Here is a 19,901-nt window from a genome sequence, read left to right as displayed (position 1 = left end):
CAATTGTACACAATCATCCCTGCTTCGCACTAACTACCTTAAGCACCGCATTACGCGCTAACTCTGGCTCATCACTGTCTATCCAGTGTACTTCGGGCCAGCCACGTAACCAGGTCATCTGGCGTTTAGCGAGCTGCCGGGTGGCGCAAATTCCCCGATAAACCATTTCGTCGTAATCGATTTCACCAGAAAGATATGACCACATCTGGCGATAACCTACACAACGAATGGAAGGCATGTCCGTATGCAAATCACCTCGTGCAAACAGTTCACGAGCCTCCGCTTCAAATCCTGACGCTAGCATCTGGTCGTAACGCAACGCAATGCGTTGATGTATCAGTTCACGACTCGCCGGAGCGATAGCAAATTGGTACACGTCGTAGGGTAACGCTTCGCCGGACGTTTTGTCAGTTCCGTTAAAGTTTTACCCGAAATAAAAAAACTTCCAGTGCTCGCGAAAGTCTCTGCGGATCATTCGGATGAATACGACTACCGGCGACCGGATCGATTTCACACAGCTGGCGGTGTAGGGCTTCCCACCCTTTCTCCGCCGCCATTTGCTCTATCCGCTGACGCACGTCGGGATCGGCCGAGGGCAACGGCGACAATCCTTCAAGCAACGCCTTGAAGTAGAGCATGGTTCCACCAACAAGCAACGGAATCTTACCCTTTTGGGTAATCTCCGCCATTTCTGCCAGCGCATCGCGACGAAACTCAGCGGCGGAATAAGCTTCCGCCGGATCGCGAATGTCTAGCAAACGATGGGGCGCCAGTGCTAACTCTTCTGCCGACGGTTTCGCCGTGCCAATATCCATCCCGCGATAGATTAAGGCAGAGTCAACGCTGATAAGTTCCACCGGAAGTTGCTGACGCAGCGAAATCGCTAATGCCGTCTTACCGGAGGCGGTAGGCCCCATCAAAAAATTGCCTTTGGCCGGCTAGCTTGGTTTAGTTCACTCATGCTTCAACGCGTTAATCGCGCTCTCAATCTCTAGGGTCTGTAACAGACCTGAAGGCGGCGACTTAAGCAGTTGCGGACAGAGCCGTTCGAGCTCTGCCAGCAGTGCTATCGCCTGCGAGTGATTCCAGTGAGCGTCTCCTGCATCATCACGACGTGCCAGCCATTGGGCCAGTGCGGATGCAGAAACCTCTTGCTGCCGGGCCAGATAGCCTAACAGGTCTGGAATCAAGATTTGTAAATTTTGTGTGCGTAACGGTAAAGGGACGGCGCGCAAGGTTGCATGCTGACCTTCTCGTTGTAAATCAATGCCCATCAGCGCTAACAGCGCGGCCTGGGCATCAATGACATTCAGCTCTTCTTTGGCGATTTTTAGTCTTACCGGGATCAATAACGGCTGCGGTTTTAAGCCCTCTTCTCCCGGTTGTAACTGGGCCTGTTTCAGCCAGCGCGATGCGACACTGAGCGACAACATCAGTAACTGATTGCCGCGTTCCAACAGCGCATACTGCTCGTGCATCACACTCAGCACGCGGCCAAAGCTTTGCGCGTGTGCGGCCAATGGCGCCTCTCGCGGGTCAGGCTGGCGCGCAGGTTGCGGCGCCGCGGCGCGAAGCGTTTCGGCCGCAGGCGTTTTTATTAATTGCTGATACGCGGAACCTTCACGGGCGCGATAAACCGGCTCTTTATTCTGCCAACCCGCGTGTGTTCCCGCCGCCGCAGCACCGCTACTGGAGCTGGTACTATTACGTGAGGGGCTCGCGGGTTGCGCAAAGTGATTCGCGCCCGCCGCCTGTCGATTCTCTGGCTGCCACTTAGGCGCGGGCTCTTCCGCATGCGCGATGGGCAACTCTGCGGCACGGCTCGCCTGTAGCGCGCTCATTACGCCCTGCCAGATAAAATCATGCACCAGTCGGGACTGGTGAAAGCGAACTTCGTGCTTGGCAGGATGAACGTTAACGTCAACCTGGTGCGGATCAATCTCCAGATACAGCACATATGCGGGTTGTTGATCTTCACCGAGCTGCGTCTGATACGCCTGGCGAATTGCATGATTGATCAGCTTGTCACGCATCATGCGACCATTGACGTAGCAATATTGCAGATCCGTCACCTGGCGCGAACCCGCAGGATCGGCCACCCATCCGCGTAACGCCAAATCGTCATGTTGCCAGTCAATGCGCAGTGCATGCTGCATGAACGTGGTCCCGCAGATCGCGCCCAGTCGGCGTTCGCGCTGGGCTTCCTGATCCACGGCGCGATACTGGCGGATCATCTTGCCGTTGTGGGTCAGGGAGATCGCCACATCGAAACGCGCCAGCGCAATGCGGCGAATCACTTCATCGATATGGGTAAATTCGGTTTTCTCGGTGCGCATAAACTTGCGCCGCGCCGGTGTGTTGTAGAACAGATCGAGCACTTCCAGCGACGTACCAACAGGATGCGCCGCAGGTTTCACCGTGACATTCATCTCGCGCCCTTCCGCATACGCTTGCCAGGCTTCGTTTTGCTCAGCAGTGCGGGATGTTAACGTTAAACGCGAGACGGAACTGATGCTGGCAAGGGCTTCACCACGGAAACCCAGGCTGACGATCGCCTCAAGGTCATCGAGCGAGGCGATTTTACTGGTGGCATGGCGAGCGAGGGCCATCGCCAGTTCGGCTTTGACAATGCCACAGCCGTTGTCTCGAATGCGGATCAGCTTTGCGCCGCCCTTTTCGATATCGACGTCAATGCGTGTCGCGCCGGCATCAAGACTGTTTTCCACCAGCTCTTTTACGACCGATGCCGGACGCTCAACCACTTCGCCTGCGGCAATCTGGTTCGCCAGCTGCGGCGGTAAAATCTGTATTGGCATGGTGGTGATCCTTTAAACGGACTGGCGCCGCAGCGCCAGCAATCAGGATTGTGGAATCTTTAAGTTTTGCCCCAGCATCACATTGCTCGACTTCATGTTATTCGCCTGCATGATGGCTTTAGGGCTGACGCCATAATGGGCGGCAATCCCGGTGAGCGAATCCCCGCGCACCACTTTGTGCCGCGATGGGCGACTCGCAGCGGTGACGTTGACACCCGATTTGGCCGGCACTTTTAAACGTTGCCCGACCCACACCACATCGCGCTTCAGGCTGTTGAGGTCGCGCAATGTTGCCATGCTGACGCCATATTTCTCGGCAATACCAGACAGTGTTTCACCGCGTGTCACCGTATGACGCTGTGTAGCGCCAGTGTATTGCACGGTGCCGGTCGCCGGGTTGCTGGCAACGCTAACCGCTGGTGTGCTGTCCAGCGGCCGGTTCTCCTCCTTTGGGAGCGATTGCAGCGGATGCGTAAGGAAATAATTACGCAGTCCTTTATAAATCGACTGTGCAATCTTCTCCTGATACGCGCTGCTACCCAGCAGCCGCTCCTCCGCCGCATTACTGATAAAGCCAGTCTCAACCAGTAAAGAAGGGATATCCGGGGAACGCAACACGCCTAAGCTGGCATGTTCCGGTAAACGTTTATGCAATTGCGTAATACCACGCAGTTGCTGTAACACTTTCACCGCGACGTCATAGCCAACGCGCTGTGAATGACCGAACTGCAGATCCAGCACCGCCTGGCTCAGGTAGGGATCGGCCTGGCTGTTAGCCAGCAAATCGCCTGCCCCGCCCAGCAGTTCGGATTGTTTCTCTTTCTGTTCCAGCCAGTTAGCCATTTCGTTATTGGCGCGGCGGTTTGACAGCACCCAAACGGATGCGCCGGTCGCCGAATGGTTTGGCGCGGCGTCGGCGTGAATCGATACCAGCAGGTTGGCATTCTCTTTACGCGCCACCTCGGAACGGCCCATCACCGAAATAAAATAGTCGCCGTTACGTGTCAGCACCGGCTTAAACATGGGGTCCCGATCCATCAGCGCTTTCAGCTTACGCGCAATGGCAATCGTGACGTTCTTTTCGTGCAAACCATGCTGGCCCGATGCGCCCGGATCCTGACCACCGTGTCCGGCATCAATCGCCACAATCACCGTATCGTTGCGGGAAACCGATTCGCCCGGACGTACCGTGGTGTTACTGCTGGTGACGGCAGTGACCTGGTTGGCGTTAAATGGGTTGGCCGTACTTTCGCTTTGACGCGCGGTGGTGACCGGCGCAACAGCGGTGCTGCGCTTTGCCGGTTGCGTCCCTTTCAGGGTAAACACCACGCGATACTGATTGCCGTCACGTTGCGTCGTGGCCCGCGTGTGCGTAGCCTGCGTCAATTCAAAGACCAAACGAATGCTCTGTTTGTCTTTCGGTTGGCTATTGCGGATGCGTTGTACGATGTTCTCGCCGCTAAAGTTGAGCGGTAAGCCCTTGATCGCGCCGCTCTGACGAATATCCAACACCACGCGATTGGGGTTATGTAGCGGGAAGAAGCCATACACCGGCTGGCCGTTAAAGCTCAGCGTCACCGTCGCCTGGCTGTCACCGTTTTCAACTTTGATATCCGACAAGGTGGCAGACAGCGCTGAAGCAGAAAACACGCAGAGCGCGGCCAGCAGAATCCCTTTCATCCTTGAAATCATGCCTGCTCCCTGCCTTGCTGGAACTGTTCAAACAGCGTTTCGCCCAGCGCTGAAACAGCCGTGATCTCTGCTTCGCGCGCGTTATCCACATAGCGCAACGTCAGCGCCAGGTCGGGCTCAGGAAGCACACCCGTGCCCTGCTGCGGCCACTCCACCAGACACAGCGCGTCCCCACTGAAGTAATCGCGGATGCCCATAAATTCCAGTTCTTCGGGATCGGCAAGACGATAAAGATCGAAGTGATAAAGGGTACGCGAGCCGAGTTCGTACGGCTCCACCAGCGTATAGGTTGGGCTTTTGACATTGCCCTGATGGCCGAGCGCCTGCAGGAACCCCCGGCTAAAGGTGGTTTTTCCGGCGCCGAGATCGCCATAAAGATAGATAACCAACGCGCTGCTGCATACGCGGGCCAGTTGGGCACCCAGATTCAGGGTTGCCGCCTCATCGGGCAAAGGGATAACACAGGTCTTCATGCTTTATTGTTGGATCATCTCTGGATTAACAAACTGCCACAGCAGTTCGAACAAATCAGTGGCTAACATGCCACGCGTGCCGCGCTGCCGGGCAACCGCATCTGCTGCTGCACCGTGTGCGACACAGCCCGCGCAGGCTGCCTCAAGTAACGTTAATTTTTGGCCCAGCATGGCGGCGATGATACCGCTGAGCACATCGCCCATGCCGCCGGATGCCATGCCCGCATTGCCGACATCGGCAATCGCGATTTCACCTGCCGCGCTGGCAATAATGGTGCCCGCACCTTTCAGCACCACCACGCCGCCGTAGCGTTTCACCAGCTCTTGCGCCGCATGTAAGCGGTCACTTTCAATGTCACTGGTTTTAACGCCCAACAGGCGTGCGGCTTCGCCAGGATGCGGCGTAATAATGCGATTCTGACGGTAATCCTGCTTGATTGCCAGCAGGTTAAGCGCATCAGCATCCCAAAGCATCGGCTTTTCACTGGCCGCTACCTTTTTCAGCGCCTTCTGAGCCCAATCACGTTGTCCCAGTCCTGGCCCGATGGCGATCACGTCTGCCCATTGCAGCGCCTGTTCCAGCGTTTCCTCACGTAGCGTATCGACCATCAACTCCGGTCGCGCGGTCAGAATCGGGCCGATATTATCTTCATGCGTCAGCACGCGCACAAGCCCAGCACCACTGCGTAACGCCGCTTCCGCCGTCATCCGAATGGCCCCGGCGGTGCCCTTATCTCCCCCCACAATCAACAGACGACCGTGATCGCCTTTATGTGAGGTCGCACGACGCGGCGTTAACCAACGCGCGAGGTCCTGCGCGTCATAGCGCGCCACAGGCGCGGCTTCACCAGCCAGATAAGCGTCCAAACCCAAGGCATCACAGTGCAATTGGCCCACGTAATCACGCGCTTTGCCCGTCAGCTGCCCCGTTTTCAGCACGATCATGCTGAGAGTGTGATGGGCTACGATGGCCACGCCTGATGCGGTGCCGGTTGCCGCATCCAGCCCGGAAGGGATATCCAGCGCCAGTATCGGGGCAGGATGGGCATTCGCCTTTTTAATCAGATCATCGTAGGGCGCAGCCGGTGCACGATTGATGCCGGTGCCGAGCAATCCATCGACAATCACATCAACGCTTTCTGGCCATGCCGCATCGGGCGCGTGAATCACTCCGCCCGCATCCAGCCACGCTTGTTGTGCCGCCTGCGCTTCCTGTGGCAACGGTTTACGCCCTGCGCATGCCAGCAGCGTCACTTCCAGCCCCGCGGCCTGCGCCAGCCGCGCCACCACATAGCCATCGCCGCCGTTATTACCGTGGCCACACAAAATCAGCCAGTGCTGCGCCAGTGGCCACTGTTCCCGCGCCAGCTCATAGCTCGCCTGCCCGGCTCGCTGCATCAATTCATACAAGGTTAACCCCAGGCTGTCTGCCGCATCGCGCTCCAGTTGCCCTATCGCCTGCGCAGGCCAGACAGAGTGTGGTAAACTGCGCGGGTTTGCTTCAATTGCCTGGTTTCTCATGTCATACCCTCTCGATCTTCAACAGCTTGCCCAACTGATAAAACAGTGGGGGCGTGAACTCGGTTTTCAGCAGGTTGGTATTTGTGATACCGATCTCAGCGCCGAAGAGCCCAAATTACAGGATTGGCTAGAGAAGCAATATCACGGCGAGATGGATTGGATGGCGCGCCATGGCATGATGCGCGCGCGTCCGCATGAATTGCTGCCTGGCACTTTACGCGTCATCAGCGTTCGCATGAACTACCTTCCGGCCAAAGCGGCGTTTGCCAGCACCTTAAGAAATCCACAGTTAGGCTATGTCAGCCGTTATGCGCTGGGCCGCGATTATCACAAAGTATTGCGCAATCGACTGAAAAGCTCGGAGAAATGATCCAGGCTCACTGCGGTGAACTCAATTTTCGCCCCTTTGTCGATTCCGCCCCATCCTCGAACGGCCAATTGCGGCTAAAGCGGGATTGGGCTGGACCGGCAAACACTCATTGATTCTCAACCGTGAAGCCGGTTCCTGGTTCTTCCTCGGCGAGTTACTGATTGATTTGCCGCTGCCGGTCGATCAGCCACAGGAAGAGCAGTGTGGTCGCTGTGTCGCCTGCATCACCATTTGCCCCACTTCTGCCATCGTTGAGCCTTATGTGGTGGATGCCCGGCGCTGTATTTCCTATCTCACCATCGAATTGGAAGGCGCAATTCCTGAAGAGTTCCGTCCGCTGATTGGCAATCGCATCTACGGCTGTGACGATTGCCAGCTCATCTGCCCGTGGAATCGTTATGGCCAGTTGACCGATGAAGATGATTTCTCGCCGCGCGCGGTGTTGCACGCCCCGCCGTTAGTGGATCTTTTTAAATGGGACGAGGCGAAGTTTTTGCGCGTGACAGAAGGTTCAGCGATTCGACGCATTGGTCACTTACGCTGGCTGCGGAATATTGCGGTGGCATTGGGCAACGCGCCCTGGGCAGAAGAAAATCTGGCCGCACTGCAAACGCGCAGTGGTGAACACACGCTGCTTGATGAGCATATTGAGTGGGCCATCGCGCAACAGATAGAGAAACGCGCGGCGCAGGCTGTTAATGTTCAGCCGGCAAAGAAACTGCGGCTGGTTCGAGCAGTAGAAAAAGGCTTACCCCGTGATGCGTGATTGACCAGATGCGCAGGATAAAATGCTTTTCCACATGCTGTGAATAAAATTATAAAGCCGAATAGTGACGAGGATCGTTATATCGTCTAGCAAGACAATTCACAGACAGAAATACCATTAAACCAATATAAAACAATTGGTTAGGTTATTACTGTAAACTTTTATGTAGAGTTTGGCGCGCAGGGGTCTGTCCAGAGCCTGTGGATAACTCTGTTTAAAACAGTTTTGCAGATAGGGTAAAACGCCGTCAGCACGTTGCAGGCGCATTGTGGATAACCTGTAAGATAACTGCAACAGACTACAGGCATCGTTGGTGCTAATGCGGTACGCAAAATTTCCAGAAAAAAACCAGGCCGCATAAGATCAATGAAGACTGCAGCAGTTTTAAGACTGAATACGCCCGAGAGCAAATAACATTAGTGAATATGAAAATCTGGAGCGGGAAACGAGACTCGAACTCGCGACCCCGACCTTGGCAAGGTCGTGCTCTACCAACTGAGCTATTCCCGCAAAGAGGTTACTACTAACTAAAACAGATTTTGGAGCGGGAAACGAGACTCGAACTCGCGACCCCGACCTTGGCAAGGTCGTGCTCTACCAACTGAGCTATTCCCGCATAATCGTCGTCTTTCACTTTGCCACTGCGTTGGCTTCCTTCACTCAACCAGATCACTTACTGATGTAAGCTCCATGGTATTCGCTCAGTTGCCGCCTTGTTGCAAACCGAAATACTTGATTTTGGTGTCTTGCTAAACCACTAAGATTTGGAGCGGGAAACGAGACTCGAACTCGCGACCCCGACCTTGGCAAGGTCGTGCTCTACCAACTGAGCTATTCCCGCATAATCTTCGTATTACTGCTGCGCACCGTTGTAAATTCTTCACCGGTACGGGGTGCGCATTATACGAGAAATCCTTTCAGTCGCAAGAGTCTAAAAGCAAAATTTTGCGCTTTCAGTGCGTTTGCTGCTTTAATCAGCAACCTGATGATTTCCTGCGCACCCTTAGCCGATTAAAGCTGCAAGAAGTGTTCGCGGTAATACGCCAACTCGGCAACAGACTCGCGAATATCATCCAGCGCCTGATGGCTGCCCGCTTTTTTAAAGCCCGGCAGGATATCGGGTTTCCAGCGACGCGCCAGTTCTTTCAGCGTGCTGACATCCAGATAGCGGTAGTGGAAATAGGCTTCCAGCTCCGGCATGTATTTGAACAGGAAGCGACGATCCTGGCCAATGCTGTTGCCGCAAATCGGCGACGTATTTGCGGGCACCCACTGCTTGAGGAATTCAATCGTCGCCAGCTCTGCGGCGCGATCGTCATACTCGCTCGCCTTAACGCGCTCCACCAGACCGCTGTTGGTGTGGGTGCGCACGTTCCACTCGTCCATTAACGCCAGCTGCGCGTCAGACTGATGTACAGCAAACACCGGACCTTCCGCCAGGATGTTAAGATTGGCATCGGTGACGATCGTGGCGATCTCAATAATGCGATCCTGCTCCGGATCCAGTCCGGTCATTTCCAGGTCGATCCAAATCAGATTATTTTCATTTCCAGATGTCATGCGTTTCCCGCCTGTTGCCAAAGTCGTCATTACACTCGTTTCAGGTGTATCATAGACGTTTTGCCCAGCGGGGCGAAGCCTGGCGAAAGCCGTGAGAGGATGCGTGAGCAAAAATAAATTGTCGAAGGGTCAACAACGTCGCGTAAGCGCCAACCATCAGCGTCGTCTGCAGCAACGGAGCGATAAGCCGGAGCCGGATGATAATCTGTTTGGTGAAGCGTCCGAAGGCGTGGTGATCAGCCGTTTCGGCATGCACGCAGACGTGGAAGACAGTGCAGGCGAAGTGCATCGCTGCAACATTCGTCGCACCATTCGTTCGCTGGTTACCGGCGACCGCGTGGTGTGGCGTGCTGCTATTGGTGGCGGCAAAGGGATCGTCGAAGCGGTTCACGAACGTAAAACCGTTTTAACCCGCCCGGATTTCTATGATGGCGTCAAACCGATCGCCGCCAACATTGATCAGATCATAATCGTATCAGCGATCCTGCCTGAGCTGTCACCGAACATCATCGATCGTTACCTGGTGGCCAGTGAGACGTTGGGCGTTGAGCCGCTGCTGGTGCTGAATAAAATCGACCTGCTGGACGGTGAAACCCGCAAGTTGGTTGATCAGCAGATGGATGTCTATCGCCACATCGGCTATCGCGTTCTGATGGTGTCGAGCCATGCGAAAGATGGACTGGTGGAACTGGAACAGGCGTTAACCGGCCGCGTCAGCATTTTTGCCGGTCAATCCGGCGTCGGGAAATCCAGCCTGTTAAACAATCTACTGGGGCTGGATGTCGCAGGAGATGAGATCCTGACCAATGATGTTTCTAACGTCTCAGGTCTTGGTCAGCACACCACCACGGCTTCGCGTCTTTACCATTTCCCACACGGCGGCGATGTGATTGACTCACCCGGCGTGCGCGAATTCGGTTTATGGCATCTCGAGCCGGAACAAATTACCCGCGGATTTGTCGAATTCCGTGAGTTTCTTGGCAGTTGCCGATTCCGTGACTGTAAGCACGATAACGATCCGGGTTGCGCCATCCGTGCCGCAGTCGCTGATGGCACCATTGCGCTCGCGCGTTTCGAAAACTACCACCGTATTCTGGAGAGCATGGCGCAGGTAAAAACGCGTAAAAACTTTTCCGACAATCAGGATTAACGGGTACAACGGCACATTCGCCAACTGAACGGGGCGCTGCTACAATCCGCCCCCTTTTCTGTCAACCAAGCGTAATTAAGCCAGGAGGCAACGGTGCTTGATCGTTTTAAACTCGGCCTGAATCATATTCTGCCCAAAAAAGGGCTCACTGAACTTGCCGGCTGGGGCGCCAGCCGTCGTGGTGGCTGGCTGACCAAAGCGGTCATCGACATTTTCGTCTGGTACTACAAAGTGAACATGGCGGAAGCCAGTAAACCGCACACCGGCAGCTATCGCACCTTTAACGACTTCTTCGTGCGCCCATTAAAAGAGGGTGCGCGCCCAATCGATCCGGATGCGTCACTGCTGGCATTGCCTGCCGATGGTGCTGTCAGCCAGTTAGGTCGTATTGAAGGCGATCAAATCTTCCAGGCCAAGGGTCACTACTATACGTTGCAGGCATTGCTGGCCGGTAACGACGACCTGGCCGAAAAATTCATTGATGGTGAGTTCATTACCACCTACCTCGCGCCACGTGACTACCATCGTGTGCACATGCCGTGTAACGGTATTCTGCGCGATATGATCTATGTGCCGGGCGATCTTTATTCTGTCAATCCGCTGACCGCACGTAACATCCCGAACCTGTTTGCGCGTAACGAGCGCGTGATCTGTATTTTCGATACCGATCATGGTCCGATGGCGCAGATCCTGGTGGGTGCAACCATTGTGGGTAGCATTGAGACCGTGTGGGCAGGAACCATTACGCCGCCGCGTGAAGGCGTGATCAAACGCTGGCGCTATCCTGCTGCCGATCATGAGGGCGCGGTAGTGTTGCTGAAAGGCCAGGAAATGGGGCGCTTCAAACTGGGCTCAACCGTGGTCAATCTGTTTGCTCCTGGTCGCGTGAAGCTGGCGGAAAGTCTTGAAGCCGAAAGCAAAACGCGTCTTGGTCAACCGCTGGCGATAGCCCTGCCGCTGCCCGGCGACAGCGCCCCGCTCGCTGAATAACCGGAACCTCTCCCGTGCGCGTTCTTCTCTCTCTACTGCTGAGCCTGGTGCTCAGCAGTTCTGTTTTGCAGCCACCGTTCCGCCCGCCAGCCAGCTTAAGCAGGAACTGGATACGGCTAAATCCGCTAAAGCTTCCCCGGCACAAACCGAGCAGGTGCAGGCGCTGGAAGCGGCGATCAATTTTCTTGCCGAGCGCGATGAATCGCTGGAGCGCGCCAGGCAGTATCAGCAGGTGATTGATGATTTTCCACGGCTGGCGCGTGAACTGCGTCAGCAGATCGCCACGCTGACCGACAGCAGTAAAGCGGTGCGCAATAACATGAGCAGCGCCGAGCTGGATCAGGAAATCCTGCAAATCAGCAGCCAACTGCTGGAAGAAGGCCGCCAGGCGCAGCAAGAGCAGGATCGCGCACGTGAGATCAGCGATTCACTTTCACAATTACCGCAGCAGCAAACCGACGCACGCCGGGCGATGACCGAAAGCGATCGCCGCGCTCAGGGCTTTTCTGCGGCCGCCACGCCGCTGGCTCAGGCGCAGATTTATGCCCGACTGGCGGAGAATGCCGCCAACAAAGCGCGTGTCGATGAGTTAGAGCTGGCACAGCTGTCCGCCAATAACCGTCAGGAACTGGCGCGTATGCGGGCGGAAGTGCATCAGCGCAAAGTGACGCAGCTGGATAACTATCTGCAATCGCTGCGCAATCAGCTCAACAATCAACGTCAGCGCGAAGCGGAACTGGCGCTGGAGCGTACCGAGCAACTGGCGGAAAACAGCGGCGATTTGCCGGCTTCGATCAGCGACCAGTTCCGCGTGAACCGTGAACTCTCCGCCGACCTGAATGCGCAAGCCCAGCGCATGGATTTGGTCGCCTCGCAACAGCGACTGGCCACTAATCAAACCCTACAAGTTCGTCAGGCTCTCAGCACGCTACGCGAACAATCGCAGTGGCTGGGCGCTTCCAATCTGTTAGGTGAGGCCCTGCGTGCGCAGGTGGCAAGACTGCCGGATATGCCGAAGTCGCAGCAGATCGACAGTGAGATGGGCCAGCTGCGCGTGCAGCGGCTGCATTATGAAGATTTACTGGAGCGGCAAAAAGATCTGCGTAAAGAGAAGCAGGATGACGGTACACCGTTTACCAGCGAACAAACCCGTATTCTCGATGCGCAGTTGAAAACCCAGCGTGAGCTGCTCAATTCACTGATTTCCGGCTGCGATACGCTGATCCTGGAAATCACCAAGCTGAAAGTGTCGAATACGCAGTTGCAGGACGCCTTAGGTGAAGTGAAAGAAGCCACCCACCGTTATCTGTTCTGGACCGCGGATGTCAGCGCCATCGACCTGAAGTATCCGATTGATGTGGCGCGTGATTTAACCCGCCTGCTGTCGCTGGATACCTTAGGGCAACTCGGCAAAGCGCTGGCGATGATGTTTACCAGCAAAGAAACCGTGATGCCTATTATCTGCGCGGTGCTGCTGGTGGGCTTTAGCATCAGTTCTCGTCGTCATTTCAATGATTTTATGGCCCGTTCAGCCAACAAAGTCGGCAAAGTGACTCAGGATCGCTTTAGCCTGACGCTGCGTACGGTGTTCTGGTCAATTCTGGTGGCGGTGCCGCTGCCGGTGTTGTGGGCCGCGCTGGGCTTTGGTTTGCAGCACGCGTGGCCGTATCCGTTTGCCGTGGCAATCGGCGATGGCATCACCGCCACGTTACCGCTGCTGTGGGCCTTTATGATCAGTGCTGCCTTTGCCCGTCACGATGGCCTGTTTGTGGTGCATTTTCGTTGGCCGCAAGCGCGGGTAGCACGTGCCATGCGCTACTACTCCTTGACGGTCGGCCTGATTGTGCCGCTGATCATGCTGCTGATTGCCTTTGCCAATCTCGACGATCCGCAGTTCTCCGGCACGCTCGGGCGCCTGTGCTTTATTCTGATTTGTGGCGCATTAAGCATTGTTACCGTCAGCCTGAAACGCGCCGGTATTCCGCTGTATCTGGATAAAGAAGGCAACGGTGACAATTTCGTCAACCGTATTTTGTGGAACCTGATGATTGCCATTCCGCTGGTCGCGGCGCTGGCTTCCTGTATCGGCTATCTGGCGACGGCGCAGGCACTGCTGGCGCGTCTGGAAACCTCGGTTGGCATTTGGTTCTTCCTGTTGGTGATTTATCACATCATTCGCCGCTGGATGCTGATCCAGCGACGCCGCATCGCCTTTGATCGCGCCCGTCAACGCCGCGCGGATATGCTGGCCAACCGTGCGCGCAGTGAAGATGAGAAAGAGCAACAAACGCCCGCCAACGCCGATACCATCGAAATTGAAGAACCGAGCCTGGATTTGGATGAGATCAGTGCCCAGTCGCTGCGCCTGGTGCGTTCGATTCTGACCTTGATCGCGCTGGTGTCGGTGATTGTGCTGTGGTCAGAAATCCACTCGGCCTTTAGTTTCCTCGACAACATCCCGCTGTGGGATGCCAGCACCACGGTGCAGGGTGTTGAAAGCGTGCAGCCGATTACACTGGGTGCGGTGCTGATCGCCATTCTGGTGTTCATTATTACCACCCAGTTGGTGCGCAATATGCCTGCCCTGCTGGAACTCGCGCTGTTACAACATCTCAGCCTGACACCCGGCACCGGCTATGCCATCACCACATTGACCAAATACGTGCTGATGTTGATTGGTGGGTTAGTCGGCTTCTCCATCATTGGCGTTGAATGGGCGAAACTGCAGTGGCTGGTCGCCGCGTTAGGTTTGGGGCTGGGCTTTGGTATGCAGGAAATCTTCGCCAACTTTATCTCTGGCCTGATTATTCTGTTCGAAAAGCCGATTCGTATTGGCGATACCGTGACCATTCGCGATTTGACCGGCAGCATTACCCGCATCAATACCCGCGCCACGACGATTACCGATTGGGATCGCAAAGAGATTATCGTGCCGAATAAGGCCTTTATCACCGAACAGTTCGTTAACTGGTCGCTGTCGGATTCGGTTACGCGCGTGGTGTTAACCATTCCGGCGCCGGCGCACGTGAGCAGTGAAGAAGTGACAACGGTGCTAAAACAGGCTGCTGAGCGCTGCAATTACGTGTTAGATATGCCGGCGCCAGAAGTGTTTTTAGTAGATTTGCAGCAAGGCATTCAGCTGTTTGAACTGCGTGTGCACGCTGCCGAGATGGGGCACCGCATGCCGCTGCGCCATGAACTGCATCAGCTGATTCTGCGCGGGTTTGAAGAGCACGGTATTGAGATGCCATTCCCACCGTTCCAGGTGCGTATGGAAACATTGGGACGCAAAACGCCGGCCAGCAATGGATCACCGTCCAGCCAAACCTTCAAATCTGGCGGCTTATAAATGACAACGCCCGGTCATCACCGGGCGTTGTTTTTCGACTGGGCGTTACTTCACAAACTCTTCGCCCTGCGCGATATCTTTCTTCAACGTCTCCAGCATGCCGTTAAGCGCCTGCTGTTCAAACGCGCTCAATGGACCCAATGGATGACGCTCAGCAATGCCGTTCTTGCCGATCAGCAGCGGCTGTGAGAAGAAGCGCGCATACTCGCCATCTCCTTCAACATAAGCACATTCGACCACGTTGGCTTCGCCCTGCAGCGCCCGCACCAGTGAGAGTCCAAAGCGCGCCGCAGCCTGCCCCATCGATAACGTCGCCGATCCGCCACCGGCTTTGGCTTCCACCACTTCGGTGCCCGCGTTCTGGATGCGTTTGGTGAGGTCAGCCACTTCCTGCTCGCTGAAGCTGAGGCCTTTCACCTGCGACAGCAGCGGCAGAATCGTCACGCCGGAATGGCCACCCACCACCGGGACCTCGATCTCGGTTGGCTGCTTTCCTTTCAGCGCTGCAACAAAGGTATTGGCGCGAATAATGTCGAGCGTGGATACACCAAACAGGCGGTTCTTATCGTACACACCGGCTTTTTTCAGCACTTCAGCCGCAATCGCCACCGTGGTGTTAACCGGATTGGTAATGACGCCAATCAGCGCTTTCGGCGCGGTGCTGGCCACCTGTTCAATCAGGTTACGCACAATCCCTGCATTGACGTTAAACAGATCGGCGCGATCCATGCCGGGTTTCCGTGCCACGCCAGCAGAGATCAGCACCACATCGGCACCGTGCAATGCGGGAGTCGCATCTTCGCCACTGAAGCCTTCCACTTTCACTGCGGTAGGAATATGGCTGAGATCAACGGCTACGCCTGGCGTGACTGGAGCGATGTCATAAAGTGAGAGAGAGGAACCTGCGGGTAATTGAGTCTTGAGCAGCAGTGCAAGCGCCTGGCCAATACCACCAGCTGCACCGAGAACGGCAACTTTCATCCTGAACTCCTTATAAAGGTGGGGCAGAGATATGCCGAAAATCCATCAGGTTACGAGTTTAATCAACTTCTCAGGCGATAGCGACAAACCTGTCGCGCAATAACATGACGCCGCAATCGGCTCCCGAGACATCTCCACTTCAGAAGTCGCCTGAATGACACAATCGCAGCCAGAAGACAATGGACGGCAATGATCATCGATATAGTTGTTACCACTTCAATACTATAACAACATTGCAACCTTCGCTTTGCGCTCCACCCCGCGATTTTGGCGCAACACAAAACTCTGCTATGATGCCGGTCCGCAGTTGATTACCGCGATTCTCTCACGACGCTTATTGCATAAAAATTCATCTAAATGCATAATAATTTATCTGCTGCTGGCCTGTTGCCTGCTGCACCCCTCTTTTATTGGTAGCTTATGCGAAACCCATCAAAACAAGACGACTTGATCAAAGCGTTCAAAGCGTTATTAAAAGAAGAAAAATTCAGCTCTCAAGGCGAGATCGTTCAGGCGCTGCAGGAAGATGGCTTCGAGAACATCAATCAGTCAAAAGTTTCTCGTATGCTGACCAAGTTTGGCGCAGTGCGCACCCGCAATGCCAAAATGGAAATGGTGTATTGCCTGCCAGCAGAACTTGGCGTGCCCACGACCACCAGCCCACTGAAAAATTTGGTGTTAGATATCGATTACAATGATGCCCTGGTGGTGATTCACACCAGCCCCGGCGCGGCGCAGCTGATTGCACGCCTGCTGGATTCACTCGGCAAAGCGGAAGGTATTCTCGGCACCATCGCCGGTGATGACACCATCTTTATTACGCCAGCGCGCAACTTCTCCGTCAAACAGCTGCACGACGCCGTGCTGGTTTTATTCGAGCAAGAACTATAAAACCCTGCTGTTCACCGGCAGTTCACCTGCCGGTAACCTTCTCCTGATTTGCCTTTTTCCCGCCGCGCTTATCACAAAATCCTTTGTTAATAATAGGTTATCTATATAACAGCCTGTTCTGCATCCTTCGTAACATTGGTACGACCTTTTCCCCTTTTTAACCTTATGCGCTATTTTACACTGCTTTACATATTGTGCTCAGCCGTTATGGCTTCCTATTGCGTATCAGCCAGCGGGATCAACCATGATCTTTCGCACGAAAAGATAATTTGATGCAGATCATTGTTTTTGCGAATAAATAACAGACTGTGGTTAAGATCCAGGCGGTTTTAATAACTTTCAGTTCTAAAAAAGTGTCATAAGGATAAAGAATAACAACCAAACATTATTAGCCAGATATTAATTTCATGGGTGATTAGATCTATACTTGTTTCGTGATGCAAATCACACGAAAGAAAAAGATAAAAACATAAGACGAGGAAAAATACCATGAACGTTAAAACTACTATTGCAACCCTGAGTGTTCTATCTGCCCTGTCATTTGGTGCTTTCGCAGCAGATTCTATCAATGCCCAACAGGCAGCGAATCTGCAATCAGCCGGCACCATCAGCGTCAGCGGCGTAGGCGGTTCTCCGATGGATATCCATGAGCAGCTGAATGCCAAAGCCGATCAGGAAGGCGCTAAAGCCTACCGTGTGATCGAAGCGAATACCGGCGACAGCTACCACGCCACCGCTGAGCTTTATAAATAAGTTTGCTGAATCAAGACGCAGTGTGAACGGTAACCCGTTTGAGACGCTTTTGCCTCTCAGGTTACTGACCCCAATTCAGGAGAGTGAATCATGAAAACTAAATTAGCTATCGCGATCGTAGGTCTGGCTTCCGTGCTGTCATTTGGTGCCAGTGCCGCCAGTCTGGTTTCTAACGAACAAGCCGCACAACTGCAGCCGCTGAACCAAACCATCAGCGTAAGCGGTGTTGACGGTGATCAGACTAACGTCCGTCAGGAACTGTCACAGAAAGCCGATGCTCAAGGTGCCAGCCATTACCGCATTATTGAGAGCAACCGTGGCGATACCTTCCACGTGACGGCTGAACTGTACAAATAAGTATTAATCGAACGTTTGGCGCCCTGAGGGCGCCAGGCAATTGATCGACGACCCGCCACACCCACTTTTTGCCGCAGGTTGTTGATTACTACGAGGAGAAAAATTATGAAAATCAAAACAACCATCGCAGCCGCCAGCTTCTTATCTCTGTTTGCCTTTGGCGCTTCAGCAGCCCAACTGGTGACCAATGAGCAGGCGCAAAATCTGCAACCTACCGGCAGCACTATCACCATCAGCGGTACCGGCGGCTCGCCAATGGATTACCGTTCTGAGCTTTCTCAGAAAGCGGATGAGCAAGGTGCCAGCGCTTATAAAGTGATTGAAGCGAAAACCGGCGACAGCTATCACGTGACTGCCGAGCTGTACAAATAATTCCTCGTCAATTCTGACGAACCCTTTGGCCCCGCTCGCCGGGGCCCTTTTTCGTCGATCACTTCACATTAAAGCGGAGCTGGCCTTCCAGCTCCTCTTCTGCTTCATCAAACAGCAGGATCAATGCGCCATACCGGCGTTTCTGTCCTTTACCCAGATTCACAAACTCAATTTCCAGCGGCAGCGGCAACTGCTCACCCACCATCACATCCCAAAGATCGTCAAGATCGTTGATGGCAAGATCCGCCAGCGCAAAACGATCGCTGAACTGGCGATAGAAATGGGCTTGATCGACAATTTCGTCGAAGTCGAAACGCTCGGTTCTCATGGTGATATCCTCTGCTAGCCAAGCCCGCCAATATGCAGTGCTTTTACTTCCAGATACTCTTCCATCCCCAACACCGATCCTTCTCGGCCAAGTCCGGATTCCTTCACACCGCCAAACGGTGCCAGTTCGGTGGAGACTGCGCATTCGTTAATGCCTATCATCCCGGCTTCCAGCGCTGCCGAGACGCGGAACACTCGCTGCAAATTTTGCGTATAGAAATAGGCAGCTAAACCATATTCGGTATGGTTGGCACGCTGGATCACATCGGCTTCATCGTCAAAACGGAAACAGGCCGCTACCGGGCCAAAAGTCTCTTCCTGGGCCAGTTTCATCTCTTCATGTGCCTCGGTAATCACCGTCGGCTGCCAGAAGTTGCCGCCCAGCGGATGGCGTTCGCCTCCCACCAGCAATTTGCCGCCTTTGCTTAGCGCATCTTTGACGTGCTCTTCCACTTTTTCCAAGGCCGAGCGTTCAATCAGCGGGCCGACAATCACCCCTTCCTCGACGCCATTCCCCACTTTCAGCTTGCCCACCGCTTCCGCTAATTGAGTGACGAAACGATCGTAGACCGCATTGTGTATATAGAAGCGATTCACGCTGACGCACACCTGACCGGCGTTACGGAATTTGTTGGCAATCGCGCCTTGTACCGCAGCATCAACATCCGCATCCTCAAACACGATGTAAGGTGCATTGCCGCCCAACTCCATCGAGACTTTTTTCATGGTGTCTGCGGCGTTACGCATCAAGGTTTTACCCACGGCAGTTGAGCCGGTAAACGAAATTTTCCGCACCGCCTGACTGGCCATAATGGCGTCGCTGATGGCATGGGTATCGCCTGCCACCGCATTGAGTACCCCATCAGGTAAGCCGGCTTCTTGCGCCAGAGCCAGCAGCGCAAATGCGCACAGCGGGGTGTTGTTGGCCGGTTTGATGATGCCGGTACAGCCTGCTGCCAGCGCCGGGCCCAGCTTGCGTGTCAGCATCGCCATCGGGAAATTCCACGGCGTAATCGCGGCTACCACCCCAATCGGTTCACGCGTGGCCAGAATGCGCGAGCCCGGTTTCGCCGGTGGAATGATTTCGCCGTTGGTACGCTTGGCCTGCTCAGCGAACCATTGAATGAAGCTGGCGGCGTACTCGACTTCACCTTCCGCTTCTTTAAGGGGTTTGCCCTGTTCGGCAGTCATCAACTGGCCCAGCCAGCGCTTGTTCTCAATGATCAGTTGGTACCAGCGATTGAGGATCTCGGCGCGCTGTTTGGCCGTTTTATCACGCCACGCCGGGAAAGCCTGTTCGGCGGCGGCAATCGCCTGTTCGGTTTCCGCTTTGCCAGCCTTAGCGACTTTCGCCAGCACCTCGCCCGTGGCAGGGTTGGTGACATCAAAGGTGGAACTGGCGTTGTGCCATTGGCCTGCAGTGAAATAGCCGGTCTTAAACAGCGGGTGTTGTTGCAGAGAGGTGGACATCATTATTCTCCTGTCAGTTTGCATCCTGTCAGAAAAGTATAGTTGCCAATTACGCCGGGTTTT

At 54.7% G+C, this 19,901-nt stretch carries 14 protein-coding genes, 3 tRNA genes and 3 pseudogenes; 8 read left to right on the top strand and 12 right to left on the bottom strand.

The genetic code is table 11. The features are described 5' to 3' along the window. Positions 1 to 13: 13 nt before the first annotated feature. The 5 genes and pseudogenes from miaA to nnr all read right to left on the bottom strand — a co-directional run bounded on the left by miaA (position 14) and on the right by nnr (position 6,502). Positions 14 to 961 (bottom strand): annotated as a pseudogene (miaA, locus tag HA45_RS00180) (tRNA (adenosine(37)-N6)-dimethylallyltransferase MiaA). Beyond that, positions 954 to 2,816 (bottom strand): DNA mismatch repair endonuclease MutL, encoded by a 1,863-nt coding sequence (gene mutL, locus HA45_RS00175; RefSeq protein WP_100703271.1) that lies wholly within the window; start codon positions 2,814 to 2,816, stop codon positions 954 to 956. Before mutL ends, miaA begins: the two are co-directional and overlap by 8 nt. Before the next feature lie 42 nt (positions 2,817 to 2,858). Further along, complete coding sequence (gene amiB, locus HA45_RS00170) at positions 2,859 to 4,508, bottom strand: N-acetylmuramoyl-L-alanine amidase AmiB (protein ID WP_100703270.1); 1,650 nt, start codon at positions 4,506 to 4,508, stop codon at positions 2,859 to 2,861. After that, a complete protein-coding gene (tsaE, locus tag HA45_RS00165) occupies positions 4,505 to 4,981 on the bottom strand; it encodes a tRNA (adenosine(37)-N6)-threonylcarbamoyltransferase complex ATPase subunit type 1 TsaE (protein WP_100703269.1) in 477 nt (158 codons plus the stop codon). Before tsaE ends, amiB begins: the two co-directional genes overlap by 4 nt. Positions 4,982 to 4,984: 3 nt before the next feature. Continuing rightward, positions 4,985 to 6,502: a bifunctional ADP-dependent NAD(P)H-hydrate dehydratase/NAD(P)H-hydrate epimerase gene (gene nnr, locus HA45_RS00160; RefSeq protein WP_100703268.1), complete on the bottom strand. Its 1,518-nt coding sequence runs from the start codon at positions 6,500 to 6,502 to the stop codon at positions 4,985 to 4,987. Between nnr and queG the strand changes: the two are divergent. Further along, positions 6,501 to 7,638: pseudogene (gene queG, locus HA45_RS00155) on the top strand (tRNA epoxyqueuosine(34) reductase QueG). The gene nnr and the pseudogene queG overlap by 2 nt on opposite strands. 434 nt (positions 7,639 to 8,072) lie before the next feature. Here the strand turns inward: queG and HA45_RS00150 are convergent. From HA45_RS00150 to orn, 4 genes are all read right to left on the bottom strand, one after another. Then, positions 8,073 to 8,148 (bottom strand) — tRNA-Gly (locus HA45_RS00150). 30 nt (positions 8,149 to 8,178) lie between these two features. After that, positions 8,179 to 8,254 (bottom strand) — tRNA-Gly (locus HA45_RS00145). A 149-nt stretch (positions 8,255 to 8,403) separates the two neighbouring features. Then, a tRNA-Gly gene (locus HA45_RS00140) sits at positions 8,404 to 8,479 on the bottom strand. A gap of 170 nt (positions 8,480 to 8,649) precedes the next feature. Further along, positions 8,650 to 9,198 carry an oligoribonuclease gene (gene orn / locus HA45_RS00135; RefSeq protein ID WP_100703266.1) on the bottom strand — a complete coding sequence of 183 codons (549 nt, stop codon included), beginning with the start codon at positions 9,196 to 9,198 and terminating at the stop codon, positions 8,650 to 8,652. Positions 9,199 to 9,301: 103 nt separating this feature from the next. Here orn and rsgA point away from each other — a divergent pair, with 103 nt between their 5' ends. The 3 genes and pseudogenes from rsgA to mscM all read left to right on the top strand — a co-directional run bounded on the left by rsgA (position 9,302) and on the right by mscM (position 14,687). Beyond that, positions 9,302 to 10,348 (top strand): small ribosomal subunit biogenesis GTPase RsgA, encoded by a 1,047-nt coding sequence (gene rsgA, locus HA45_RS00130; protein ID WP_100703265.1) that lies wholly within the window; start codon positions 9,302 to 9,304, stop codon positions 10,346 to 10,348. A 93-nt stretch (positions 10,349 to 10,441) separates the two neighbouring features. Then, entirely contained in the window at positions 10,442 to 11,338 is an 897-nt protein-coding gene (gene asd / locus HA45_RS00125) for an archaetidylserine decarboxylase (protein WP_100703264.1), read from the top strand. Between the two features lie 14 nt (positions 11,339 to 11,352). Next, positions 11,353 to 14,687, top strand: a pseudogene (gene mscM / locus HA45_RS00120) (miniconductance mechanosensitive channel MscM). A gap of 45 nt (positions 14,688 to 14,732) precedes the next feature. Here the strand turns inward: mscM and mdh are convergent. Then, complete coding sequence (mdh, locus tag HA45_RS00115; protein WP_100703262.1) at positions 14,733 to 15,668, bottom strand: malate dehydrogenase; 936 nt, start codon at positions 15,666 to 15,668, stop codon at positions 14,733 to 14,735. A 420-nt stretch (positions 15,669 to 16,088) separates the two neighbouring features. On the opposite strand from mdh, the gene argR reads away from it, so the two are divergent. From argR to yhcN (HA45_RS00095), 4 genes are all read left to right on the top strand, one after another. Further along, complete coding sequence (gene argR, locus HA45_RS00110) at positions 16,089 to 16,559, top strand: transcriptional regulator ArgR (protein WP_100703261.1); 471 nt, start codon at positions 16,089 to 16,091, stop codon at positions 16,557 to 16,559. Between the two features lie 489 nt (positions 16,560 to 17,048). Then, the gene (gene yhcN / locus HA45_RS00105) at positions 17,049 to 17,312 is read left to right on the top strand and encodes a peroxide/acid stress response protein YhcN (RefSeq protein WP_100703260.1); all 264 of its coding nucleotides are present in this window, start codon (positions 17,049 to 17,051) and stop codon (positions 17,310 to 17,312) included. Between the two features lie 90 nt (positions 17,313 to 17,402). Continuing rightward, entirely contained in the window at positions 17,403 to 17,669 is a 267-nt protein-coding gene (locus HA45_RS00100) for a YdgH/BhsA/McbA-like domain containing protein (protein ID WP_100703259.1), read from the top strand. A gap of 105 nt (positions 17,670 to 17,774) precedes the next feature. Continuing rightward, a complete protein-coding gene (gene yhcN / locus HA45_RS00095) occupies positions 17,775 to 18,041 on the top strand; it encodes a peroxide/acid stress response protein YhcN (RefSeq protein WP_100703258.1) in 267 nt (88 codons plus the stop codon). Positions 18,042 to 18,099: 58 nt separating this feature from the next. On the opposite strand, the gene HA45_RS00090 is transcribed toward yhcN (HA45_RS00095), so the two are convergent. After that, positions 18,100 to 18,369, bottom strand: coding sequence for a barstar family protein (locus tag HA45_RS00090; protein ID WP_100703257.1), 270 nt, complete (start codon positions 18,367 to 18,369; stop codon positions 18,100 to 18,102). Positions 18,370 to 18,383: 14 nt separating this feature from the next. Continuing rightward, positions 18,384 to 19,838: an NAD-dependent succinate-semialdehyde dehydrogenase gene (locus HA45_RS00085; RefSeq protein ID WP_100703256.1), complete on the bottom strand. Its 1,455-nt coding sequence runs from the start codon at positions 19,836 to 19,838 to the stop codon at positions 18,384 to 18,386. Positions 19,839 to 19,901: the final 63 nt, after the last annotated feature.

Origin of the sequence: Pantoea rodasii (genome assembly GCF_002095465.1) — a bacterium.
Lineage (GTDB): Bacteria > Pseudomonadota > Gammaproteobacteria > Enterobacterales > Enterobacteriaceae > Pantoea > Pantoea rodasii.
Note: the sequence above shows the minus strand (reverse complement) of the source record. Positions and strands in the feature narration are given on the sequence as shown.